The organism is Larkinella sp. (assembly GCF_965227735.1).
Classification (GTDB): Bacteria; Bacteroidota; Bacteroidia; order Cytophagales; family Spirosomataceae; genus Larkinella.
This window is the reverse complement of sequence record NZ_OZ245776.1, coordinates 3,734,583-3,760,831: the sequence shown is the minus strand read 5'-3', so window position 1 is coordinate 3,760,831 and position 26,249 is coordinate 3,734,583. Positions and strand designations below refer to the sequence as shown.

Genomic DNA, 26,249 nt, shown 5'->3' with positions numbered 1-26,249 from the left:
AGCGTGCTTTTTGACCCTATATCAACCCTATGACTCGTTTGTCCGGATTCCGGACGATGTTTATACAGTTTGTATTTTTTTTGTACTTTTGCCCGATATTCATTTCATGAATCGACGCTGTGAAACAGTTTGTTACCACACGCAGTTTATGAAAAACATTCTATAGCATCCAACCTACTATGTTGATCACACCCGGCAGGCTACTCGCCAAGATTGACAGTCCGGACGACCTCCGTAATCTGAATCAAACCGATCTTCCACAAGTCTGTGCCGAACTTCGGCAATTCATTGTCGATAACGTATCGGTTTATGGGGGGCATTTCGGGGCCAGCCTGGGCGTTGTCGAACTGACGGTAGCCCTGCATTACGTTTTCAACACACCGGATGATCAATTGGTCTGGGACGTTGGCCATCAGGCGTATGGCCATAAAATTCTGACCGGACGACGGGATACATTTCATACCAATCGGTTTTATAAAGGGCTCTCCGGTTTTCCGAAACGGAAGGAAAGTCCGTATGATTCTTTTGGCGTTGGTCACTCTTCGACGTCGATTTCGGCGGCATTGGGTATGGCGGTCGCTTCGCAACTCCAAAATCACCCCAAGAGACATCACATCGCTGTCATTGGCGACGGTGCAATGACGGCCGGACTGGCCTTTGAAGGCATGAACCACGCCGGCGCAACGGAAGCCGACCTGCTCATTGTCCTGAACGACAACTGCATGTCCATCGACCCGAACGTGGGTGCTTTGCGTGAATACCTGACGGATATTACTACCTCGCCGACCTACAACAAAATGAAAGACGAAGTCTGGAATTTGTTGGGCAAGATGAGCAATTTCGGAAAGAGCGCGCAGGACATCGTTTCTAAAATTGAAACGGGACTGAAAGCGTCGCTGCTTCACCAGAGCAACCTGTTCGAATCGCTGAACCTGCGGTATTTTGGCCCCATTGACGGCCACGACATCGATCATCTGGTGAGCGTGATGAACGATTTGAAGGACATTCCCGGCCCCAAACTGCTGCACTGTCTGACGGTGAAAGGCAAAGGGTATGGCCCCGCCGAAAAAGACCAGACCAAATGGCACGCGCCGGGTTTGTTCGATAAGGTGACGGGCGAAATCAAAAAGAAAGTCTACGATAAACCGCAACCGCCTAAATACCAGGATGTTTTCGGGAATACGCTGGTTGAACTGGCCGAAGTGAACGAGAAAATTGTGGGCGTAACGCCCGCCATGCCGTCGGGATCGTCGATGAACATCATGATGAAAGCCATCCCGGACCGGGCTTTCGATGTCGGCATTGCCGAACAACATGCCGTCACCTTTTCGGCGGGAATGGCCACGCAGGGACAGGTGGTTTTCTGCAATATCTATTCCACGTTCATGCAACGGGCCTACGATCAGGTGATCCATGACGTCTGTATTCAGGAACTACCGGTTATTTTCTGCCTCGACCGGGCCGGTTTTGCCGGTGCCGATGGCCCAACGCACCACGGAGCCTACGATTTGTCGTTCATGCGCTGCATTCCGAATATGATTGTGGCCAGCCCGATGAATGAACAGGAACTCCGCAACCTGATGTTTACGGCCCAGTCGGACACCATTCAGCACGGAAAACAGGCTTTCACCATTCGCTATCCGCGGGGCGAAGGCGTGATGCCCAACTGGCGAACTCCCCTCGAGCAGATCGAAGTGGGAAAAGGCCGCAAAATCCGGGACGGAAAAGGCGTTGCCATTCTGACCATTGGCCCCATTGGTAACTACGTGACAACCGCTTGTGACCTCCTCGAAACCGAGCTGATTCACCCGGCACATTATGACATGCGGTTTGTAAAACCGCTCGACGAAGCGATGTTGCACGAAATATTTCAGCGGTACGATAAAGTAGTGACCGTTGAAGATGGCTGCGTGATGGGCGGTTTTGGCAGCGCCGTGATCGAATTCATGACCGACCACGGCTACGTGGCCCGCGTGAAGCGGCTGGGCATTCCGGATGCGGTGATCGAACATGGCGAACAGATCGACCTTCACCGCGAATGCGGTTTCGATCCGAAAGGAATTGCCGATGCCGTCCGGGAACTGACCTATGCCGAGCGCATCATTACTGCTTAACCGATAACCCTTACTCAGCAACGTGGCCGGGTTACCAGTGTGATTGAACCGATGGATGGGCGCGGAAAACAACCGACCTTCTCTCGTCAATCGCAGCGGTAATCCGGCCATGTTCGTATTCATTTCTATTTTTTGACAATGCAGGTATTTAAATTCGGCGGGGCATCGGTGAAAGATGCGCAGGGAATTCGCAACGTGGCCGGAATCATTCAACAGCAGCCACCGAAACAACTGGTGGTGGTGGTGTCGGCCATGGGTGAAACCACGAATGAACTGGAAAAGCTGACCTGGGCCTACCTCGGCCGGGAAGCGGCCAAAGACACGATCTGGCAGCACATCCGGGCGCGTCACGAACAAGTGATCGATAACCTGGCTGGTGATAACCGCGAACCTTTTGAGGGCGTCTACGAGCTGTTTTCCGACGTAGAAGCCCTGCTTGCCGAGGAGCCGGAACCACATCGGGATAAAGTATACGACCAACTGGTTTCCTTTGGTGAACTGCTGTCGACCCGCATTCTCAATGCCCACCTGAACCAATCCGGTTTGGACTCTTACTGGGTGGATGCCCGGCGGTTGATTCGAACGGATGATACCTACCGCGAAGGAAAGGTAGACTGGGAACGAACCGGTGAACACATTACGGACACCCTCGCCGATCTGATCGAAACCAGCGTCGCGATTACGCAGGGATTTATTGGCAACACGGGCGAAGGCTACACCACGACCCTGGGCCGGGATGGTTCGGACTATACGGCGGCAATTTTTGCCTATTGCCTGAACGCTGAGCGCGTTACGATCTGGAAAGATGTGCCGGGCGTTTTGAATGCCGATCCGAAATGGTTCGACGAAACCGTCAAAATCGACCAGTTGACCTACCAGGATGCCATCGAACTGGCTTATTACGGCGCTACGGTTATTCACCCGAAAACCATCAAACCGTTACAGAACAAGAACATTCCGTTGTATGTCCGGTCGTTTCTGCAACCGCAGGAGTCCGGAACGGTGATTGGACATTTTGAGAAGCACCTGTCTGTTCCGTCGTTCATTTTCAAGATGAACCAGACGCTGATTTCATTGCATCCGAAAGACTTTTCGTTTATCGCGGAAGAAAATCTGAGTAAGATTTTCGGTCATTTTGCGGAATACGGCGTGAAAATCAACCTGATGCAAAATACCGCCATCAGCTTTTCCGTCGTGGTCGACCACCGGCCGGAGCGGTTGACGCGCCTGATGCCCCACTTGCAGGAAAACTTTCGGATTACCTACAACGAGGGGCTTGAACTTATCACCATTCGCCACTACGACGAGAAAACCATCGACCGGGTTCTGGTCCATAAAAAGCTGCTGCTGGAACAGAAAAGCCGGTATACCGTGCAACTGGTGGTGAAAGACGAAGCCAATAGCCCGGCCCCGGAACTTACGCCAGAATCGGTTTAACTACCTTCCCCGCCACGTCGGTCAGCCGGAACGGGCGGCCCTGAAACTGGTATGTGAGTTTTTCGTGATTGAATCCCAGCAAATGCAGAATCGTGGCCTGTAAGTCGTGGACGTGGACCTGATCCTTCACGCCGTAATAGCCGATGTCATCGGTTTCGCCGAACGAAAAACCGCGTTTGACGCCACCGCCCGCCATCCAGACCGTGAACGCATCCAAATGGTGATCGCGGCCCATGAACGGCAGCGTCTGTCCATCGCGGTTTTCCTGCATCGGCGTCCGGCCAAATTCGCCACCCCACACCACGAGCGTGTCGTCCAGCAAACCGCGTTGTTTCAGATCCTGGAGCAAAGCCGCCACGGCCTGATCCGACTGGCGGCATTTTTCGTGAAGTCCCAGATCGATTGCCGTGCTCGTGTCCGTGCCGTGCGAATCCCAGCCCCAGTCGAACAACTGGACAAAACGCACTCCGCGCTCGACCAGCCGCCGGGCCAGCAGACAGTTCCGGGCAAACGAGCCTTTGTTCGGGTCAACGCCGTACAGATCAAGCATATACTGCGGTTCGCCCTTAATATCCATCGCATCCGGCACCGACATCTGCATCCGGAACGCCAGCTCATATTGGGCAATTCGAGTCAGGATTTCCGGATCTTTTACGTCGTTGTATTGCTGTTGATTGATTTCCGAGATCGCATCTATGGTGTTTTTCCGCATATCCCGCGACATGCCGTCCGGGTTGGAAACGTACAAAACCGGGTCGCCTTCCGTCCGGCATTGAACGCCCTGATACACCGATGGCAGAAAACCGCTCCCCCAGACTGACTTTCCCGCATCGGGCTGTTTGCCGCCCGACGCCAGCACAATGTAACCGGGCAGATTATCGTTTTCCGTTCCCAAACCGTAGGTCACCCACGAACCCATACTGGGGCGTCCCAGTCGGGCAGCACCGGTGTGCATCAGCAACTGTGCTGGAGCGTGGTTGAACTGGTCGGTGTGCATGGCTTTCAGAAACGTAATTTCGTCCACCACACCCTGCAAATGCGGCAAATAATCCGAAACCCAAGCCCCCGACTGTCCGTGTTGCGCAAACTTTCCCTGCGGTCCCAGCATTTTGGGAACGCCCCGGATGAAGGCAAACTTCTTCCCCGTCAGCAATTCCTGCGGACAGTCTTTTCCGTTGTATTTTGCCAGTTCGGGCTTGTAATCAAACAATTCCAGTTGCGAGGGCGACCCGGCCATGTGGATGTAAATCACCCGTTTGGCTTTTCCTGGAAACTGCGCCGGACGCACCGCCGTCGGGGATCGGTCATCATTGCCCAGCGGTTGCGCACTGGTTGCAGAAGCGTTTTTATCGTCGGATTTCCCCAAAAAACCGCAGCTAGCCAGAACGGAACTCAGTGCCATCGCACCCAAACCGGTGGAACACGTATGCAAAAAATGCCGCCGGGTTTCGCGTTGGACAGCCGCCTGTTGTAGTTCGTTGATGAGCTTTTTCATGTTATTCTTTGGTGATCACTTCATCCAGATTGAGCATTGTATTGGCGGTGATTAGGAGGGCTGCCAACTGCGGAGTAGCCTCTTTGCTTGCCACTAACTTCTGTGCATCGGTCGGATGCTGTTGGTAATAGGTCTCTGCTTTTTGATACAGCTTCACCAGCACAGCCAATTTTTGAGGGGCCGGATTCCGCTGCATGACTTGCCGAAAACCGGCCTGAATTTGTTGGTCGGCGGTTTTTCCTTGTTTCTGCATCATAGCCGCCAGCGTTTGCGCCGATTCGATAAAAACCGGGTCGTTCAGTGTCACGAGGGCCTGCAAAGGCGTGTTGGTCCGAATGCGCCGAACCTGACAAAACTCCCGGCTCGGACTGTCAAAGGTGATCATCGACGGATAGGGAGAGGTGCGTTTCCAGTACGTATAGAGTGCCCGGCGATATTTATCTTCGCCCTCGCTCAGTTTCCAGCTTTCGCCGTTGTAGGGCGATTGCCAGATGCCGTCGGGCTGCGACGGTTTCACACTCGGCCCAAACCGTTTCGAACTCAATAAGCCGCTGGTGGCCAGCGCCTGATCGCGGACCTGCTCGGCCGTCAGCCGCACGCGGGGACCCCGAGCCAGCCAGCGGTTGAAGGGGTCTTTTGCGACCAGATCTGCCGAAGCTTCCGAACGCTGGCGGTAGGTAGCTGACAGAACCATGCGTTTTAGCAGGCGTTTCACCGACCAGTGATCGGTTTCCATGAATTCAGTGGCCAGATAATCCAGCAATTCCCGGTGGGTAGGCGGAATGCCCTGCGTCCCTAAATCTTCCACGGTTTCGGCGAGCCCGGTTCCGAAAAGTTGCTCCCAGAAGCGGTTGACGGCTACCCGCGCGGTTAGCGGATGATCGCGATTCACCATCCACAACGCGAGCCCCAGGCGGTTGCGGGGAACTGGTTTTCCGGTTGAATCAGTGGGCAAGGGTGGCAGTGATTTGGGGACGTCGGGTTGCACCGGTTTTCCTTTCACGAGCCAGTTGCCCCGGTCGAATACGTGCGTTTTCCGGGCAAAATCGCCTTTCCCTTCGAACAAAACCGGCGTCGATTCCGGTTTGGCGTTCAGCACCGCCTGGAGTTTGTGATCCATATCGCTCAAAACCGTTGCCGAAGTTCCCGGCAAGGCCGGTCGAAACGACACCCATTTGATCATCGTCCAATCCTTCGGTTGCTTCGGGCTGTCCATTGTTAGATACACATGATGACGCCCCGAAACCGTCGGCAGCGCGTAAATCATCACCGTATCGCGCCATTGGCTACCGGTTTTGGGTACAGGAATCGTCAACAGCGTCGGGCCGGTCGGGCTGTCCTGGTGGAGTGTCAAAACCGCCTTTTCGGCATTCGTTCCAATCGCCATAATCAGGCGGTTGGTTCCGTTCAGGTTGACGCTTTTGATTCGCGCCGATCCGCCGTGCTGCACACCGAAAAACTTGGCATCCAGCAGCGACGCATTGACATACTGATCAAAATCGTGTGAGTTGATTTTAGGCTCCGTCAGCCGGACAAAATTCACCAGTTCCTGCACCGGCTGGGGCTGCTTCGTATGCGACGAAACCCAGTTTTTCAACTCGGCTACCTTCACCGAATCTTGATCCTTGAAAAACCGCAAAGTCGGCGTATCGGTCTGAACGTCCTCGTCGCGGGTGTTATTGAAAAAGGCCAGATACTTGTAATATTCATCGTGAACAAACGGGTCGTAGGGGTGGCTGTGACACTGCACACAGGCAAACGTCGTTCCCTGAAACACGTCCCAGGTCGTGTTGACCCGATCCAGCACCGCAGCAACCCGGAATTCCTCGTCCTGCGTGCCGCCCTCGTCGTTGGTCATCGTGTTGCGGTGAAAACCGGTCGCAATGAATTGATCGTCAGTCGGGTTGGGTAGCAAATCCCCAGCCAGTTGTTCGATGGTGAACTGGTTGTAGGGCATATCCTGGTTGAAGGCCTTGATCACCCAGTCGCGGTACCGCCAGATTTTTCGTTCGGTATCTTTTTCGTAGCCTTTCGAATCGGCATACCGGGCCAGATCGAGCCAGAGCGCCGTCCAGCGTTCACCATACGCCGGTGAAGCCAGAAGCCGGTCGACAACCTTTTCGTACGCATTCGGCGATTGATCTTTCACAAAATCAGCGACTTCCTGCTGGGTGGGCGGCAACCCGGTCAGGTCAAGGGTAACGCGCCGGATAAGCGTAGCGCGGTCGGTTTCCGGTGACGGTTTCAGCGATTGGCCCCGGAGTTTTTCGAGCACAAACGGATCGATCTCGTTTTTGACCCAGTCAGTTTCGTCATTTTTGGCTAATCCCGGAATGGATATTCCTAACCGACTCCAGAACGTACCAATTTGAGGAATTTCCGGTTTTTCAATGCGGGTATACGCCCAGTGATCCCCCCATTCCGCGCCCTGATCGATCCAGTTGCGGAGGGTTTCAATTTCTTCGGGTTTCAGGGGAGGTGCCTCCAGCGGCATCCGTTCGTCGTGATCGGTCAGCGTTAACCGACGAATCATTTCACTGGCGTCGGCATCACCGGGAACGATCGCGGGTTTGCCCGATTTCGTCGGTGCGACGGCTTCGTGTCGAAACAAGACGGAAAAACCCCCGGCTTTTTTGACGCCCCCGTGGCAGGCAATGCAGTTTTTATTCAGCAACGGTTTGACCTGGGTGTTGAAGTCGACGCGCTCCTCGAACCAGCCCAGGAAGGACGACAACAACAGGCCCACTCCGACCAGGGCTCCACTGACGACAATGACTTTTGTGTTCATACGCGGCCCTAACCGGGCGGTATTGGTTCTACACAAATTTAGTCAGCCATAATCCTAATCGGAATGGAGCAAATTTTGCTTTACATGGATAATTTTACGGTTTTGGTAACTTGTTACAGCGTTTTTACACCACCATCCATGACGAGTTCGGAACCGACCATATATTTCGAAGCGTCGGAGGCTAAATAGAGAAATCCTTCCGCAACTTCCTCAACCGTCCCCAACCGTTTCGCGGGAATGATGGTAGCCATGTATGCTTTGGTGCCATCGACTTCCTCCGGTGAGGCCCCACCCCTACCGAAAAATGGGGTGTCAATCGCGCCGGGCGACAGAACATTCACCCGGATATTTCGGTCCATCAATTCGGTCGAAAAACTTCGGGCTAACGACCGGACGGCCGCTTTTGTTGCCGAATAAGCCGCCCCATTGCTGAATCCTTTTTCGTTTACGGCGCTGGAAGTCAGAATAACGGAAGCTCCATCATTTAAATACGGCAACGCGCGCTGCACCGAAAAAAAGGCCCCTTTGAAATTGATGTCGCTGATCTGATCGAATTGTTCTTCCGTATAGTCGGCCAACGGCCCGGCATGATTTACACCCGCATTGACGACCAGTACATCAATCTTGCCAAACACTTCGCTTACTTTTTCATACGCTTTTGTGATGTTGTTTACATCGGAAACATCACTGACGATGCCGACCGTTCCGTGGCCTATGGCTTCTACGGCACTGTCTAAAGAAATCGGGTTGCGGCCTGTAATGGCTACGCTGGCCCCCTGTTCGGCAAATAGTATGGCGGTTGATAAACCAATCCCGCTGTTACCACCGGTGACCACGGCGACTTTGTTTGCTAACTTTTTCATGTTCGTTTTTAGTATGGCTGCAAAAGTATGCGCCAGTTGCTATACATTTGTGTGCAGTATACTAAGGTATAGCGCTATCATCGGGAATAGCACCCACAAAATGAAAGAGGAATACGTCTGCAACTTCAGTTGCCCAACCGATCTGAAATACATTCAGGACACCTTGTATGTCATCAGCGGTAAATGGAAAGTATTGATCATCGTATCGCTAAGCAGCGGCCACAAGCGCTACCGGGAAATTGCCAAAAGCATCCCGAATATCACGTTCAGGATGCTTTCAAAAGAGCTGAAAGAGCTGGAGATGAATAAGTTAGTAACCAGAACGGTTCATAATGAAACGCCCGTCCTCATCGAATATGAAATCACGGAGTATTGCAAAACGTTGTGGCCGTTGCTGAGTGAAATGATTAGCTGGGCGAAGCACCATAGAACCGTAATCTAGTTCTTCCGGGGACGAAAAACCTGCAATGCGCCTTTGTTGGCCGACACCACAATCAGCCGTTGGGCCGGACTGTTGTTGAGTCCAACGATGAATTTGCAATCCCCATCCGCCAGAAAACCGCTTTGCGGAAACAGCAATGGCTGAAAACCGCCTTTTCCGTCCCCTTTCAGAACGAGTCCCGTCATGGCATCGTATTGTCCGGCCACCGACTCGGCATCGTACGCGTTTCCAACCGCCAGCACGTCCAGATGGCCATCCTGATCGATGTCTTCCACCAGCAAACTCTGGATGGGCGCCCACTGGGCCAGAGCTGGTAACGGTTTGATCTGGAAACTGCCGCCGGTATTTTCCAGCAACACACTTTGCTGCCAGCAGGCCTGCAAAACCGTGCTGATTTTTTGCCGTTCGGGCGTCAGCAGGTCGGTGACTTTGGCTTTGGCGTACAGGGCGTAATTGGTAAACTGTTTTTTGATGAGGGGCAACTGCCGACCCAGTTCGTCGCGGGATGCAATCGGGTATTCAATCCCGTCCAGGTAATACGTAGCAATGGCGTCGAGCCGACCGTTGTTGTCGTAATCACCCGCGTAAACGCGCATGGGCTGGCTGGGCGACACCCGATAACGGCTGTTCAGCCCCAGATTGCCAATCACAAAATCGACATCGCCGTCGTGATCAAAATCGCCGGAACGAATGCAATTCCAGAATCCTTCCGAGCCTTTCAGCGCATCCATCGGTTGTTGAGCCAACTTTCCCCGGTTATTTTTGAAAACTGTAATCGGCATCATTTCGCCCACCACCACCAGATCCGGCCATGAATCGCGGTCGATGTCGGCCCAAACCGCATCGGTTACCATGCCGACATTTCGCAGGTTGGGGGCCAGCTCGTCCGTCGCATCCCGAAAGCGTCCGCCATCGTTGATCAATACATAGCTTTCGCCGGGTAGCGGATATTGTAACGCTTTCAATCGCCCCCCCCGGAACAGGTCGAGGTCGCCGTCTTTGTCAATATCAACCGCCAGCACACACGAACCGCTGTGCCGGATGGCTGGCAATTGGTCGGTTGCCGCCGTAAACTTGCCTTTTCCGTCGTTGAGATACAGCCGATCCTGATAAAATTCCGAACCGTCGTAATATTCATTCGAGCCGCTGACAATGTACAAATCCTGGTCGCCGTCGCCGTCGGCATCGAACAGCAGCGCCCCGACATCCTCTTCGTCTTTCGGCAACGATTCATCGGTATACGGTTTTTCGATAAACCGCCCCGCCGATGTCTGAATCAGCAATTTTCCGTAGTGCCGGAACGAACCGCCCACGAACAGATCTTCCAGACCGTCGCCGTTGACGTCGCCAGCCGCCAGTTTCGGGCCTTGTTGCGAGAGTTTGTGCGGCAAAAGCGGTTCCTGATTGTAATCCAGATAGGACTCTTCCTGATGGGTAAACTGAATCCCGGATGTTCGGGTGATGTCGGTCAGTAAGGTTGGCGGGCGGTTTTCAGGTTGCTGAACGGTTTTGGCAGCTTGCTGATAATTCAGTGTTAAAAGCCGGTCGATGGCCGGTTTTTTCAGCGTCTGCGATTTGCCGTCCGGCCAGACAATCCGCAGGGAATCAACGGTTTTGTTAGCACCCAAGCCAAAATGAATGATGTAATCGACGGACGATTGATAGCCTTTTGTAACAGCCTGATGATGCGTTTGCGTTAACCCTTTGCTAAAGAGGGTCACCCCCGCGCCCAGGCCGAACGGATTCTGTTTCGGGCCTCGTAGTTTCACTTGCAGGTAATGCGTGTTGGCGGTATTGTTTTGCAGGATATACGCGTCCTGGTTGATGTTGTTGACGATTAAATCCAGATCACCGTCGCGGTCCAGATCGGCGTAGGCTGAACCATTCGACAGGGAGGTTTCCGCGCCAAACCAGGTGGCGGTCACATCATCAAAGGTCAGATCGCGACGGTTTCGAAAAAACCGGTTGGCCTTTTTGATGCTCGGCATTTTGGGTGCGCCCTGCCGCAAATACGCATTAATTTCTTCGGGCGTCCGGTTTCCCTGCGCGAAGGAGTCGTTGAACGACACAAAATCCAGATCGGTGATGTCACGCAGATAGCCGTTGGTGATGACCAGATCCCGCCAGCCGTCGTTGTCCAGATCGGCCAGCAAGGGCGACCAGCTCCAGTCGGTGGCCGAAACTCCGGCGAACTGCCCGATTTCGGAGAAAACCATCCGGCCGTCGGGGGCTTTTCCGCCGTTCACCTGCAACATATTCCGCATAAATTGCGGGTGGTACCCCTGGCGGGTAATGCTTTCAAATTGCTGATAATTAGCCGGTCCCGCCATTTTTTTACGCTGCTCGTTGTCGGCAGGCAGCATGTCGGCTACGACCAGATCCGGTAAGCCGTCGTTGTTGATATCGGCGGCATCGCAGCCCATCGAAAACTGGCTGTGGTGCTTGAAATACGTTTTGCTGACTTCACTGAACGTCCCGTTCTGGTTGTTGACATACAGAAAATCGTTCGCCAGAAAGTCGTTGGCGACGTAAATATCTTCCCAGCCGTCCTGGTTAAAATCGGCGATCGTGAGTCCCAGCCCGAAACCGTCGTGCAGAATACCGGCCGCTTTGGTCACGTCCGTAAACCGGGGTCCCGATGCCTCCGAATCGTTGCGGAACAGCTTGTCGTTGGCCAGTCCGGAACCGTCGGCAATGACCGGCGTCACCTGATTCGGATTGCGAATCAGATTCGTGCTGGTCAGCAGGAAAAGGTCCAGATCGCCGTCTTTGTCGAAGTCAAAAAAGGTAGCCTGGTTGGTGTAACTGGTATCGGCCAGACCGTAGCGCTCGGCGCTTTCCTCGAAGCGAAAGTTTCCTTTGTTGATGTACAACTGGTTTTTCCGGCGGCTTCCTTCGTAATTGCCCGACTTGCAGACGTAAATATCCAGCAGTCCGTCGGCGTTCACATCTGCCATCGTGACGCCTGTCGACCAGCCGCCTTTCTGAATAACGGCCTTGTCCGTCACGTCCTCAAAGGTGGGCGAACCCGAACCGGGTTTGGTGGTATTCACATAGATCCGGTCACCCACCTGATTGCCGGTGAAATACAGATCCGGCAGGTTGTCGTTGTTCAAATCACCAACGGCGACGCCCCCGCCGTTGTAAACGTAATAATAATCGACCAGGTTAAAGGAGTCGTTTTCGGTAACGGTATTCTGAAAATGGACGCCGGTTTGCGAGACTGGCAAGGTAGTGAAGAGTGTCTTCGTCTTTTGCTCGCAAGCCAGGATGCATAGGAAAACCGGCAGCAGGAATAGGTACTTCATACAGGCAAGGTCGCTAAAAAACAGACATCAAAAAAGGGCTTGTGAAAGCCCTTTTTTGATCACCCCCAACCCCCTAAAGGGGGCTTAAAATCCGGATGTTAAGCCCCCTTTAGGGGGTTGGGGGCAACTATTACTGCCACACCGGGTTTTGCGTTACGTTCGGATTACCCTGCATCTCTTTCAGCGGGAGCGGAAGCACATAATCGCGCGGTTTGAGGGTTCGGCCCACTTTGTATTTCGTGATGTAGTGGTTGATTCGCTCACCCAGGTAATCAGGCTGTCCGCCCGGTTTACTTTTGCGACGCAGTTCCGGATACATCACCTGCTCGAACACAAATTCCTGCTCGCGCTCCTTGATGATCGCATCCCGCAACGCCGACTGGCTCAAACCGCTCAGAGCCGTCAGACCGGCGCGGGCGCGTACCTTGTTGATTCCCATGAACTTGTCGCCCGTATTGCTTTCGTTGCAGGCTTCGGAATGGCCCAGCAGAATGTCGGCCAACCGGATGTAAATGGTGTTCTTTTCGGTGTTGTTGTAGTTGATACCCAATTCTACCAGCTTACCCGCCCACGCTTTACCAAAAACCAGTTGATTGGGATCGGCCGGGTTGGCATCGGCTTTGACAATACCGCCAAACCGGGAGAGGTTGAAATCCGCTGTCGGGCTCCATTTCACAATCGGATACTGCCCATTGACTTTACCCAGGCGCCCCGTTGGATACGATTCGATGAACGTGGCGTCGATGCGTTTGTCCTTGCTGTCGTACGAAGCCCGGAATTCCTGCGTCGCACTCAGCCAGCTCCAGCCCGCACCGCCCAGTTCGCTCGGATAATCTTCCGGGTTAAAGTGGGCCGAGTGCACATTCCACTCGCTGGCGTTGGCGGCTGCCGAAACCTGGCCTTCAAAAATCCGTTCACCCTGGTTTTCATGCGCCAGATCGAAGTTATAACCGAAGTTTTCGTACAACTGAAGCCCGCTGTTGTTGATGATGTCTTCGGCGGTGGTTTTGGCGTCGGCCCATTTTTCATCCCAGAGCTGGGCTTTCATCAGAATCGATTTGGCCGCCCATTTTGTCGCCCGTCCGGCGTTGGCTCCGGTATAGGCAGCGGGTAATACTTCGGCAGCGGCCTTGGCATCGGCATAAATCTGGTCGATCACGGCGCGTTTTCCACCCGCATTCGACGGTAATTCGCTGATTCCCTTGGTCGATTTGGTCGTTAGCGGAGGGTTATCGAAATAGCTCAGCAAACCGTAGTAGTAGAATGCCCGCAGAAACTGCGCTTCACCCTTCAGGCGTTTCACCAGGGCGTCGTTGGATGGATCTTTCATCGCATCGGCGGTTTCGATCACCGCATTAGCGCGGTTGATAGAACGGTAACTGATTGACCAGTAGGCTTCAATGTATTCGTCGGCCGAGCTGACGTTGCCCAGGTTGTATTGAAGCGGACCTTTTTCCCAGCCGATCTGGTCGCCCGTCAAACACTCAAATACGTAGCGGTCGTAGAAATAGCCGGAATAGCCGGAGTTCAGATCGTCGTAAATACCGTTGACGCCCAGTTCCAGTTCCGTAGCCGATTTATAAAACGTGTCGGGATTGATAAAATCGGGGTTTTCCTTGAGATCCGAGCAACCGAGGCCCGTGGCCAGGACCGACAGCATCAGCAGGGATTTGACTTTGGAAGAAATAATCAGATTCATGTCTCTTTTAAGATTGTAGGGTTAGCGAATTACAGACCAAGATTGACTCCCACCGTAAACATCCGGGCGCGGGGATAGGCGTCGTAGTCATCACCCCGGTTCAGGTTGTTCTGGCCCTGGTTGTTCACTTCCGGATCGAATCCTTTGTATTTCGTGATCAGGAACAGATTCTGGCCGCTGGCGTAGATCCGGGCCGACCGGATGTATTTGGTATGCAACGGCAGGTTGTAGCCCAGCGCCAGGTTCTGCAACCGCACAAAAGAACCGTCCTGAATGAAGAACGACGACCGGCGGAAGGAGATGAAATCCCGGCGACCATCGATCACGGGTCGGCTGGCACCCGTATTGGTCGGCGTCCACGAATCCGTCAGAATGTCGCCAATCTGGTTGATTTTCTGAACCCCATCGCCCATTTCCGACTGTTGCAGGTTCCGCACATCGTTGCCGTGAACACCCCGGAAGAAGATCGAGAGGTCGAAATTTTTAAACTTGACACTTGAATTCAATCCCCAGGTAAATTTCGGGTTCGGATTGCCCATCACCACATAATCGTCGGCGGTGTATTTTCCGTCGCCGTTCACGTCTTCGTATTTCGGATAACCGGCACGGGCGGCAAAAGTCTGGGCTTCATCATCCGTCTGGAACAGTCCGACGTATTTGTAGCCCTTCCAAACCCCAATCGGATTTCCGGCTTCTACCCAGCTACCAAAAACGCCCAAGTGGCCGCTGGTGCTGTTGGCGAAGAAGGGCGTGCTCTTGCCCAAATCGGTAATCTCGTTCCGCAACACCGAAATATTACCGCTCACATCCCATTTGAACGCGGCATTATTGAAGATTTTATAGTTTGTAGAAAACTCAAGGCCCTTGTTGGTCAGCGATCCGGAGTTCAGCATGATGGTGCTGAAACCCGTGCTTTGCGGAATGGAAACATCCAGCAGCAGATCCGTGGTTTTGTTGCTGAATACATCGAACGTCATCGACAGGCGGTTGTTGAGCAGGGATAGATCCAGACCGAGGTTCAGCATCGCGGTGCTTTCCCATTTCAGGTCGGGGTTCGCAATCCGGTTGGGGCCATAGCCCGCAGCCAGGCCGCCACCAAACACGTAATTGTAGGTCGATAAACCGCCCAGCGACCGGTAAACCGGGATTTGTGAATTACCGGTCAGACCGTAGCTGGCCCGGATTTTAACGTCGTCAAACACATTTTTCAGAGCCGAGTTCTGGAAGAAATCTTCGTTTACCAGACGCCAGCCGACAGCCGCCGAAGGGAACGTGGCCCATTTGTTGCTCGGGCCAAACCGCGACGAACCATCGCGCCGGAACGTCACCGTAAACAGGTAGCGGTCTTTCAGGTTGTAATTCACCCGGCCCAGCAGCGATTGCAAGGTCCAGTCCTGACGCCCGGAATTGGGAATCTGGGGTCTGCTGCCGTTTTGCATGTTAACCGACTCCGGATCATCCGAAGGCAGTCCGCGCGTCGACGCCGAGTTGAACAGGTTGCTTTCCTGCTGATAGGTATATCCCAGCGTGACGTCGAGGTTGTGGCCCGGCCGGATCTGTTTGTTGTAGCTCAGGATGTTCTCGTTCAGAATGCTGCTGACGTTGCGGTTGGCCCGTTCCAGTTGCCGGCCATACTGCCGACCGGTAAAGGTGTAGTTGTTATAAAACGTGTTGCGGGTGGCATTCACGACATCAGCGCCCAGACTGGTCCGGAATTTTAGCCCTTCGATGATGTTGACCGTCAGAGCCGTCGTCCCGAATAACCGGTTGATGTTATCCCGGTCGTAGCCTTCAACCGCTTCTGCCAGGGGGTTGATGTTGAAGCGCTGATCGTAGCTCGGGTAATTGTAGTTGCCATTCTGGTCATACACTGCCACGGTTGGGTCCAGGCCCAGGGCCGTAATGATGATCCCGCCCGGGCCGCCCCGATCCGTGGCCACGTTGCTGCTTCCCGTCCGGTTATACGACCAGCTATTGCTGAGTGTGGCCCGACCATTGAGAAAATCGTTGTCGAGGTTCAGCCGGAAACCGTACCGTTTGAAAAACGTATTCTTGACAATGCCCTTATTATCCAGGTAGTTGGCAACAAAGGCATACCGCATGGCCTTGTTGCCGCCGGTAAACGAAAGCTGGTGGTTAGACAACGCTCCGGTTTGTGTAATCGTATTCAGCCAGTTGGTGCCTTCGCCGATCTGGCTGATTTGCGCGTCGGTAAACCGCGGACTGCCGCCCTGGCTGCGTTCCAGAATGTTCAGATACCGGGCATAGTCACTGCCGTTCAAGACCTCGATGGGCCGCGCGATTTGCTGGAACGAGTAGGAACCTTCGTAATCGACCCGGCTCTGGCCTTCTTTTCCGCGTTTGGTCGTAATCAGAACCACACCGTTCGACCCCCGCGATCCGTAAATCGAGGTAGCCGAGGCATCTTTCAGGATTTCGATGGATTCAATTTCGTTGGGGTTGATGGTGGCCATCGCGTTGCTAGACTGCCGGTTGCCCGCGGTTCCCATCGCGCCATTGTCGGGATACATCGGAAAACCGTCGATGACATACAGTGGCTCACTTCCGCTGTTGATGGAGTTGGCACCCCGCACGCGAATGGAAATCCCACCTCCCGGAGCCGCCGAACTCTGGGTCACCTGAACACCCGGCGCCCGCGACTGAATGGCCTGATCGACCGAAACCACCGGCATTTCCTTGATGGCGTCGGCTTTGATGGTCGAAACCGAACCAGTCAGGTCACTTTTTTTCACCGTACCATAGCCCACCACCACCACTTCTTCCAGGCTGCGGGTATCGGTCAGCATTTTGACGGTCAGGCTGGTGCGGTTGCCAACGACGGCTTCCTGCGTCACGTAACCCACGTAGCTGAATACGAGCGTTTCGTTCGGGCTGGCATTCAGTTGAAACCCACCGGACGCATCGGTCGTGGTGCCCCGGGTTGTGCCCTTTATGGTAATCGTAGCCCCCGGTATGCCATCGTTTTGCTCGCCAACCACCTTGCCCGTAATCAGGCTCTGGGCAAAAGTGGTCAGTGTAAGGCAAACCAATAGCAGGGTTGTTTGCAGACACCGTATAGAATAATTCATACGTAAGAAAGGATTAAGGGTTTAGTTGATTAGTCAGAACAAGCCGATTGAATTGAGGATAGGCACGATAAAATCCAAATCATTATTTGCTAAATTCCATAACTACAAAGATTAAAGGCTTCAGCTCCTAAATCAATAGAGAGAATTTCGATTAAGATGGATAATCTTATGAAATCAATGCGTGATGAAGGTATCTTCCAGTTCTTCCAGCGTTTTTCCTTTCGTTTCGCGCACATTCCGGCGGACAAACCAGAATCCGACGAGGCAGATTACCGCGTAAAGCCCGAAAGGTCCGTATGTACCCAGTTGTTCGGCGAGGATCGGAAATGTGAAAACCAGAATGAAGTAAGCCCCCCACAACGCCAAAATCGCGACCGATGACGCCAGCCCACGGACCCGGTTGGGAAAAATTTCCGAGATCAAAACCCAGGTGATGGGCGCCAGCGAGGTCGCGTAAACGCTGATCGCCAGCAGCACGAAGACCGACAGCAAACCCGACGACGCGCCGGTTTTCAGCAGCACCGCAATCACGACATAGAGCACCGCCAGCCCCAGGGTTCCGATGAGCATCAGCGGTTTTCGGCCCAGTTTATCCACCTGCCACATGGCCACCAGCGTGAATACCAGATTGACGATTCCGATGGCTACGGTTTCGAACAACTGCCGGTCGAGATTGGCTCCCACGGTCTCGAAAATCGTGGAGGTATAATTGAAAACTACATTGATTCCGCACAACTGTTGCAGCACCGCCAGGCCAATGCCGACAATCACCGCCGGGCGAACGCCCTTCTCCAGCAGCATGGATAACGACGGTTTTTCAACTCCTTCCATCGAACGATTGATGGCAATAACCGTCTGTTTTACAAAGGATTCACCACCAATTCGGCGCAAAATCGCTTCGCCTTCCTGCACCCGACCTTTCTGCACCAGCCACCGCGGACTCTCGGGCAACCAGAAGACGCCCAGCAGAAAACCGACGGACGGCACGGCCCCCAGCCCGAACATCCACCGCCAGGCATCAGGGCCGTTATCGGCCAGTGCATAGTTCACCAGATTGGTGATCAGAATCCCGATCACAATGGTCAACTGGTTGATGGAAACGTTGCGGCCCCGGACTTCGGCGGGCGAAATTTCGGCAATGTAGAGCGGACTCAGCGTCGACGCCATCCCGACGCCAATTCCGGCTACGAAGCGCATGGTGATGAAAACCGGCAAGGTGGAGGAGAAGGCCATGCCCAGCGAAGAGAGCGCAAAAATGAGGGCCGCCACCATCAGACCGGGTTTCCGTCCGTAGCGGTCGGCGAGGTTGCCGGCCAGCACGCAGCCCAGCATACAGCCCAGCGCCAGCGAACCGGTCAGAAATCCCTCCCACCAGGCCGTGAGTCCAAAATAACCCCGCAGAAACGGCAGCGCTCCCGAAATAACGGCAAAATCAAAGCCGAACAGATATCCGCCCAGTGCCGAAATGAAGGCGATTCCAAAAATATAGTTGGCGTTAAGCCCGGTTTTTGCCATGGTGGTTTTGTTAAAGTATTCGGGTAATTTTTAGAAAAAAAGCGATACAGATGCGTAATTTTACAAACCATTCCTGACCCATACCTAGATAATATTGCGACATGATCAAAAAGAAAGAGGGCTTTGCCGGACAACGCAGTTATGTGTTGCCGGGCGAGTTAAAGAAACTGATCGCCGTTCATCCGCTTTGTGAGTCGTTGTACATCACCGATATCGGGTATTATCCGAAAGCCGCTTTTCACGATCGGGAACGCCGGAAAGGAAGTCCGCAACACATTCTGATTTATTGCGTTCAGGGCGAAGGCTGGTATGTCCTCAACGACCGGAAATACACCGTAAAACCCAACCAGGTCTTTATTCTGCCAGCCGACCAGGCCCACCGCTACGGAACCGACACCCAGAATCCCTGGACCATTTACTGGCTGCATTTTACCGGTTCCAACGCGCATCATTTTTTGCAGTTTTTAAAGCAGGATACCGATCCGTCCCCGGTAACCGTGTCGCCCCAGCCCGAGCGGTTTCAGCTTTTTGACGACATTCTGTCACACGTCGAAATGTCGTATAACATGGACAATATCGTGTATGCCAACAGCAGTCTGTCGCGCTTCCTGGCCACGTTCAACAATGCGGTTTATAATCCCAACCAGTTTGCCCAACCCGAAAATGACCCGATCAGCCGAACCATCGCGTTCATGAAAGAGAACCTGAGCAAGAACCTGACGCTGGAAGACCTGGCGCAGATTGCGGGCATGTCGGCGTCGCACTATTCGGCGGTTTTTCGGACCAAGGTCCAAAGTGCGCCCATCAATTTCTTTACCTTTTTAAAGATTCAGGAATCCTGTCGGTTGCTCGAAAACACGCAATTGCGCATCAAGGAAGTCGCTTACCAGATCGGGTACAGCGACCCGTACCACTTCAGCCGGGTTTTTGCCCACGTCATGGGCGTGTCTCCGCGCGATTTCCGCAAACTCCGGAAATCCTAACCCGACACTTCCTGCGCCGTCAGAAAATCGACCATTTTCCGGTGCAAAGCCGCGCCCTGGTGGTTGCGGTCACTGGCCAGAACGGCATCAAAACAGGCCAGCGCCTGTCCAACATGACCATTTCCCAGACCCAGATGTCCCAAACCCATCAGATACAGACAACTGATGCGGTTTCGTTCGTTCAGGTCGGCATCGAACACCAGCAGATCGGGCAGCGATACCGCGAAATAATCGATCTTGATAGCGTCGTCACGGTGCGTTTCTCCGTACTGAATCAGCGTCTTGAAAAGCTTTTCGGCCCGGTCGTTCTGCCCCAGTTTTTTCCGGGCCAAGCCCTGATAAAACAGTTTATCCGGTTGCTGATCGTTATAGAAAACCGCCTGCACCGGCGCATCCAGACCGACTGATGCCCGCTCAAAATACGACCGGGCGGTTTGCGTTTCGCCCATCCCTTCGTAGGCCAGTCCTTTCAAATAGAAAATGTCGGGTTCCTGCACGCCAAACAGCTTGCCTTCGCCCAGATTCACCGGATAGGTTTCGGCGGCTGTCAGGAGCGCAAGGGCCAACGAATATTCGGCATGTTGCAACGCCTGCTTCGCCAGCTCGATGTGACAAATCAGGTACTGGCTCACCACTTTGCCTTCGCCCCCCTCCCACGGATGAAACTGCCGGGCGGCCAGCAAATCACGCGCCTTTTCATACGCGCCGAGCTGATTATACAGCGTGATCCGTTCTAAAGACAGATCATCGCGCTCTTCGGTTGTATCGAGGTGTTTTTCCAGAAACGCCAGTCGTTCTTCATGCGGGTAATTCAGCTTTTTATACAACTGATCCAACTCCATGAGTACCCTTGCATCGGCGGTATCCAGGGAAAAGGCGGTTTCCAGTGATACCAGGGCTTTGTCGGCCCGTTGCCGTTTGTTGTAATAGGCCAGGGAGAGATTCCGATGCACCGTGGGGAAGGCGTCATCGAGACTCACAGACCGCTCCCAGGCGTCGATGGCTTCGTCATATTGCCGGTTACCATACCAGAAATTGCCCAGAAAATACCAGGTGTGGGCGTGGTTAATCGGCTGATCACCCGGTTTTTGCGAAACCGCCCATTGCAAAACCGTCAATTCTTCCAGCCGGTTGGGGAATACAAAGTCAGGACTGGCTTCGGTGGCTTTTTTGAGATAGTCGTGAGCGGTTTCGGTCTGACCCAACTGCGCGTTGAAAAAGGCCAGGAAGTAATAGACCATCGGATAAACCGCCTTTCCGGTTGTCAGCAATTCCGAGAGCAGTTGAATCGCTTCGTCGTACAGGCCGGCCCGGCTGTAATCCAGCGCGTAGTCCAGGTAGGTATGGGCGTTGTAGCGCATCAGCTCGTTAAGCTGGCTCCGCGTCCGGGCCGCATCCGATGCGTCGCCAGTTTGCAAGAGGAGCGATTTTTCGAACAGACAGCCGAAGTGAAACCGGTCAATCGCCAGCGTATCGTCGATGAGCTGCAAAGCTTCGCCGGTTCGCCCGGTTTTCCGCAGCAGGGCCACCTTCAAATGTCGCGCCGAATGGCCGTGCCAGTTTCGGGCCAGCGACCGCTCGACCAGTTCGAGGGCCTGGGCGTAGGTTTTCCGGCGGGTGGCGATGCGGGCCAGTTCCAGAAAGCTGGTATCCTGCCAGGCGGCATTCCAGGTGGCTTTAAAAAATGCGTCGAAGGCTTCGTCATACCGCCCCAACCCCTGCAAACACAGGCCGAGGTTGTAATACGGTTCGCCGTCGTACGGGTTGGGATTTCGCTGAATCAGGGTCTGAACGGCTTGTCTGAAATACGGTTCCGCTTTGGCGAGCTGACCGCGTTTCATATGCCAAAGCCCCAGGGCGTTGTTGCAGCGCACATCCTTCGGATCACGGCGCAGGGCTTCTTCGTAATACTCAGTGGCGACATAGGTTGCGTGGCGGTATTGCTCGATGTGCAAACCCGTTAAATACAACTGCTCGTTGTTTTCCACCTCAGTGGGGTCCAGAGCGGCCTGGGCCGGTTCCGGAATAACCGTTGTCTCCGCTACTTCGTCGGGCTGGTAAGCGACCAGTTCCAGGCCATCAGCGGTTTCGACGCTCAGGCGGAGTTGCGCCCCTAAATCCCCTAAAGGGGACTTTTTGCATCCGGAGGATTCTACGTCCAAGTCCCCTTTAGGGGATTTAGGGGCAAGAAGCGAAAGCGGTAATTCATGCAGAAACGGTTTTTCCGGCGAGAGATCAACCTGTTGTTCAAAAACCACTTCTCCATTTTTTGTCAATCGAATGACCGCCCCCGCATAAACGGCGGTGGCATACGCGCTGATCTGAACGGTTTTGTTAGTAAGTTCCAGATTGACAGCGGCTTCCTTTGTGGCATTTTTAACGATTCCAATTTCGCTGTAGGGCATGAAGTACTGCACAAACGTCCGCTCTTCGTTGGGCATAATCCACGAAAAATCGGGTTGGTTGTCCGTAAAAACGCCGGTCATTAGCTCGATATACGGCCCGTCTTCGTCGGTCAGGTTGCGATCCCAGGCGTAGCCAAACTCGCCGTTGCCCCAGGTCCACTGCTTTTTGCCCGGCGACAGGTGGTGGTTGGCCACGTGCAGCAAACCGCCCCGGCTGTCGTGCTCGTAGCCGCCCATAAAATCATACTTCGACGCCACGGCCATATACGACGTCGGCACCGGAATGTTCTTATACCGCGAAATGTCCGTCCCCGGCGAATAATCGACTTTGTAATACGTCCCGGTGGCAATCGGAAACGACGAAACATCCCGTTTGCCGTGGTCGAAAACGGCATAGACATCCGGCGGAAAAACCGACTGGTAGTGATCGTTCACTTTGACGGCCGGGTTCGTCCACCACAAAAAAGTCTGCGGAACGGGCGTACGGTTGTACAGCACGCCCTGAATTTCGAGGTAGGCTTTGTCAGGATGCAGCCGAAAACCGGCCATGCCTTTGGTGTGAAACATCCGCTCCACTTCGCTGACCCACACGGTTTTGGAACCGTCGGCATGGGCTTCGGTGGTATAATCAACGGGTTCAAAGGTGCTGGGGCGGTGGTGCTGCGGCCAGTTGAACTCGATGCCGCCCGAAATCCACGGCCCCGTCAGCCCGACCAATGCGGGTTTGATCACCTGGTTGTAATAGACGAAATGACGGTTTTTGATCTTATCGTACGCCATCTGAATCCGCCCGCCCAACTGGGGCAATACCATGATTTTCAGATAACGGTTTTCCAGAAAAACCGCCTGATACGTCCGGTCCTCCTTGTGGTCGTCGATCTTTTCGATCACGGCGTGCGGATACACCACCCCGCTGCTGCCCTGATACACCCGTTTTTCCAGAAACATCGGATTTTTTTCGGGTGCGCCGACACCGTATGTGGGAATCACAACCGATTCTTCCCACACAGTCACTTCCTGCAAAGCCATAAATAGAGGTCTGTCAAAATATTTTAGTCGTTTTTAGCGGGCGTAAGCAGAGAGGTTTCGGCCTGAAACAATTGGTTTACCTGATCGACTTCCAGCCCGTTCGCGGGTTTAAACTGGCTGCTGTTCATGTAGTTCAGCAGGCTATATTTCAACTGCCGGGCAGCCGGGCGTTGGGCCAGATCACTTTCCAGATCGATGCTGCACACGAGCAGCTTTCCCTTGCCAACCCGGCCTTCAAACGCCAGCGATAACCGGCGGTTTTCGAACCAGGTATCGATCGGCTGAATCAGCGGACGAAGCGTTTTGGGAAAATCATTCAGAATGACGGTTTGGGAATGGCTGACCAGATCCTGCCACTGGTAGTTGCTGCTGGCTTCGGTCGGGAAGCTGGCAAACAGCGGGTGAGCCGGATTGCAAACCAGCCCAAGCGTGTGCGGAGCCTGCCCCTTGGTCCAGGATGTGTTCCAGAAAACACTCGAAAATCCAATCTCCACTTCGGCCCCTTTGCCTTTTTTGACGTGTCCGTAGGGCAACAGCAAAACGTTCGCGCCGTTCTGCAATTGATTGACGACATCCGGCGTCAAGGTGTGGGCCACGACGACTTTTCCCGTAGCCGCATCGGCATTGACACCCGCCGGATAGACCCAGAAATTCCAGGAATTCGTACTTTCAGCGCCTTTCAAAGCCACTTTCAGCGTAAGCATCTCCGGTTTTTTGAAACCCGCAAGCGGCAATTGAATAGTTCCGACCGACTGGAGGTTATCAATCGCTATCTTGTCTTTGGTCAGCGATCCACTGCGTTTTACTTTCCCGGCTGCATCCAGCGCCTGCCAGACCACGGTTTGGTTGGTCAACTCGCCCGCGCCAAAATGGGCAATTTCCACAGCGGCCTGTAACGTTTCATTGTTTTCATACACGAGCTTTTCCATGCGGGCCAGCAAAACCGTTGGGCTGCAAAACGTGCGGTATTCTTCGGGAGTCGTGTAGCCTTTGGATTCCCAGAAAACATCCAGCGCGCCCACCAGCGCGGTTCCCTGTCCCGGGAAATCGTGTAACCCCAGCAACTGAAAACCGGCAAAACCGGGCGTGCGCAGGGCCGCTTCGATATCGGCTTTGTAGCAAAGCGTCTGCAAACGGCCCGACGAATGCAGAAAGGCTTCGGCCTGATCGCCCATGCCGTTGGCTTCGAGCGTTTCTCTGAAGATTTCAAAATTTTTCGCCCGCACCACGCCGGTGTATTTGGCAATCTCCTTGAAATTTGGATAAACGCACCACTGCCCAATTTCGTGGCTGACGTAGGGAGCCGTAGCGGTTTTGGTGATCTCGCGCCAGTCGTAGCTGGTTTTGGGCGTTCCCGCGTTGATGATGCTTTTCACACCCTCGCCCCACCGCTGAATCCGGGCATCGGAATGAATGTGAAACTGGCTTTCAGGAATCATGGGCCAGCCCGCTCCGCTGGTGTAGAGTCGGCGGTTGTCTTTCTGTTTGAAGTGGTCGACCCAGCGACCCAGAAACTCGTTCTGCTCGGGTCCGGCTGGTTCATTGCCGTACGACATCATGCAGAACGACGGGTGATTGCCGTACGCTTTTAGAATGCGTTCCGATTCCTGGTAAATGAAATCGTCGATCACGCCACCCGTGCCGACGGCACTGCTCTGGTTGGCCCACAGTGGACTTTCCACGTATAAATACACGCCAAGCCGGTCGGCCACATCGAAAGCCGCTTCGGGCGGACACCACGAGTGAAAGCGAAGGTGATTCAGACCGTAGCTTTTGGCGGTTTTCATGATTTTTTCCCAGTACGGTTCCGTCGTTGGCGGATAGCCCGTCAGCGGAAAGGTGGCGCATTCGACATCGCCCCGCAGAAAAATCGGACGACCGTTGATGGCCAGCCGCGTTCCGCTTGTACTCATTTCGCGCATGCCGAACGTCACCTCCCGTTCCGATAGCACCTCGCCCTGATCGCTGACCAGCCGGACGTGCAGTTTGTACAGGTTGGGGTTAAACTCGTCCCAGCGTTGCGGATTCGGTATGGCATACGTTGGGTTTAACGTGGTTTCTTCGCCGGTGAACCGAACGGCTTGCGTTAATTCCGGCAAGGCTGCGCCATTTTTTTGCAAACTCCGGGCCTGTAGAATCAACTTCCCCTGAAATTCCTGGTGCCGGGGCTGGCGAAGCGCCAGCGATACGTTGATCGATTGAGCCGCCAGGTTCGGAAACGCCTGTACGTCTTCTATATACGTTGGTGCTTCGGCGGTTAATGACAAATCACCGACTAACCCGTTCCAGTTGGTTTGCGTATGATCGGCAACGCTGTGCGAATTGGGGCCAATGTGTAGTTTATACCGGTTATCGACCCGAATGGCGATGGTGTTGCGGCCCGGTCGGAGGTGTTTGGTGAGGTCGAACTGGTGGGGAGCCACGAGGGAGTTGCGCGTGCCGCAGAACTGGCCGTTGACGTACACCATCGTTTCCCAATGGCAGCGTTCCAGATTCAGCGTCATGCGTTTTTTTGCCCAGTTGGCGGGAATTTCGATCTGGCGTCGATACCAGGCTGGCCCGGCGTAATACTTGACGGACTGAAGCCAGAACGGTATTTTGATGGGATTCTCGCGGTATTTTTTATAGCTGTCCGCAAAGAAATACGTGCTGTCGATGACGTCGCCGACCCAGGGCGTTTGCAGCGTGATGTCATTTCCTTTTCCGTTTTCCGTTAAAGAACCCGGTAGTTTCACCCGATCGGGGTAGGTTCCCTGCCACCAGTGTTCCCGCAAACCCAGATCGGCGGGGTCTAAACGGAGTTGCCACTCCCCGGCTAACGAGATTTTAGGTTGACTGACGGCCTGCGTAGGATTGGCAAACCAGCTTCCGATCGAAAGGATAAAAATGAATAGTCCCCTTTTGTGCATTTTGTACCCGATCAGGCGGTTTATGATTACCCGTGATCTACCTAATCGTCATGCAAAAAACACAAATTCATATAAAATAAACCATAGAGTTTATTTGGGAAAAGATGGATAATTTAACGGAAATTCCGGCTACCCTCAACCAGAGGAAGGAGGCAGGCATTTCACGAAACAAA

Annotated in this window: 13 protein-coding genes; 4 read left to right on the top strand and 9 right to left on the bottom strand. The window is 53.8% G+C overall.

The features are described from left to right. The first annotated feature begins 179 nt into the window (after nt 1-179). Complete coding sequence (gene dxs / locus ACO064_RS14610; protein WP_421828013.1) at nt 180-2,114, top strand: 1-deoxy-D-xylulose-5-phosphate synthase; 1,935 nt, start codon at nt 180-182, stop codon at nt 2,112-2,114. Between the two features lie 138 nt (nt 2,115-2,252). Further along, nucleotides 2,253-3,551, top strand: a complete 1,299-nt coding sequence (locus ACO064_RS14605) for an aspartate kinase (protein WP_421828012.1) — start codon at nt 2,253-2,255, stop codon at nt 3,549-3,551. Here the strand turns inward: ACO064_RS14605 and ACO064_RS14600 are convergent. The 3 genes from ACO064_RS14600 to ACO064_RS14590 form a co-directional block, all read right to left on the bottom strand. Then, nucleotides 3,532-5,046: a DUF1501 domain-containing protein gene (locus ACO064_RS14600; RefSeq protein WP_421828011.1), complete on the bottom strand. Its 1,515-nt coding sequence runs from the start codon at nt 5,044-5,046 to the stop codon at nt 3,532-3,534. The two genes, ACO064_RS14605 and ACO064_RS14600, sit on opposite strands and share 20 nt — an antisense overlap. A gap of 1 nt (nt 5,047) precedes the next feature. Beyond that, the gene (locus tag ACO064_RS14595; RefSeq protein WP_421828010.1) at nt 5,048-7,834 is read right to left on the bottom strand and encodes a DUF1553 domain-containing protein; all 2,787 of its coding nucleotides are present in this window, start codon (nt 7,832-7,834) and stop codon (nt 5,048-5,050) included. A gap of 113 nt (nt 7,835-7,947) precedes the next feature. Further along, nucleotides 7,948-8,697: an SDR family oxidoreductase gene (locus ACO064_RS14590; protein ID WP_421828009.1), complete on the bottom strand. Its 750-nt coding sequence runs from the start codon at nt 8,695-8,697 to the stop codon at nt 7,948-7,950. A gap of 100 nt (nt 8,698-8,797) precedes the next feature. Between ACO064_RS14590 and ACO064_RS14585 the strand changes: the two genes are divergently transcribed. Then, nucleotides 8,798-9,139 (top strand): winged helix-turn-helix transcriptional regulator, encoded by a 342-nt coding sequence (locus tag ACO064_RS14585; RefSeq protein ID WP_421828008.1) that lies wholly within the window; start codon nt 8,798-8,800, stop codon nt 9,137-9,139. On the opposite strand, the gene ACO064_RS14580 is transcribed toward ACO064_RS14585, so the two are convergent. The 4 genes from ACO064_RS14580 to ACO064_RS14565 form a co-directional block, all read right to left on the bottom strand. Next, nucleotides 9,136-12,447, bottom strand: a complete 3,312-nt coding sequence (locus tag ACO064_RS14580; RefSeq protein ID WP_421828007.1) for a VCBS repeat-containing protein — start codon at nt 12,445-12,447, stop codon at nt 9,136-9,138. The genes ACO064_RS14585 and ACO064_RS14580 overlap by 4 nt on opposite strands. Nucleotides 12,448-12,577: 130 nt before the next feature. Next, nucleotides 12,578-14,146, bottom strand: a complete 1,569-nt coding sequence (locus ACO064_RS14575) for a RagB/SusD family nutrient uptake outer membrane protein (protein WP_421828006.1) — start codon at nt 14,144-14,146, stop codon at nt 12,578-12,580. Between the two features lie 29 nt (nt 14,147-14,175). Further along, entirely contained in the window at nt 14,176-17,235 is a 3,060-nt protein-coding gene (locus ACO064_RS14570) for a SusC/RagA family TonB-linked outer membrane protein (protein ID WP_421828005.1), read from the bottom strand. A gap of 174 nt (nt 17,236-17,409) precedes the next feature. After that, nucleotides 17,410-18,750, bottom strand: coding sequence for a sugar porter family MFS transporter (locus tag ACO064_RS14565; RefSeq protein ID WP_421828004.1), 1,341 nt, complete (start codon nt 18,748-18,750; stop codon nt 17,410-17,412). A gap of 101 nt (nt 18,751-18,851) precedes the next feature. On the opposite strand from ACO064_RS14565, the gene ACO064_RS14560 reads away from it, so the two are divergent. Continuing rightward, nucleotides 18,852-19,733: an AraC family transcriptional regulator gene (locus tag ACO064_RS14560; RefSeq protein ID WP_421828003.1), complete on the top strand. Its 882-nt coding sequence runs from the start codon at nt 18,852-18,854 to the stop codon at nt 19,731-19,733. Here ACO064_RS14560 and ACO064_RS14555 read toward each other — a convergent pair. Further along, complete coding sequence (locus ACO064_RS14555; RefSeq protein WP_421828002.1) at nt 19,730-23,167, bottom strand: DUF5107 domain-containing protein; 3,438 nt, start codon at nt 23,165-23,167, stop codon at nt 19,730-19,732. The two genes, ACO064_RS14560 and ACO064_RS14555, sit on opposite strands and share 4 nt — an antisense overlap. A gap of 23 nt (nt 23,168-23,190) precedes the next feature. Then, complete coding sequence (locus tag ACO064_RS14550; RefSeq protein ID WP_421828001.1) at nt 23,191-26,076, bottom strand: sugar-binding domain-containing protein; 2,886 nt, start codon at nt 26,074-26,076, stop codon at nt 23,191-23,193. Nucleotides 26,077-26,249 lie beyond the last annotated feature (173 nt).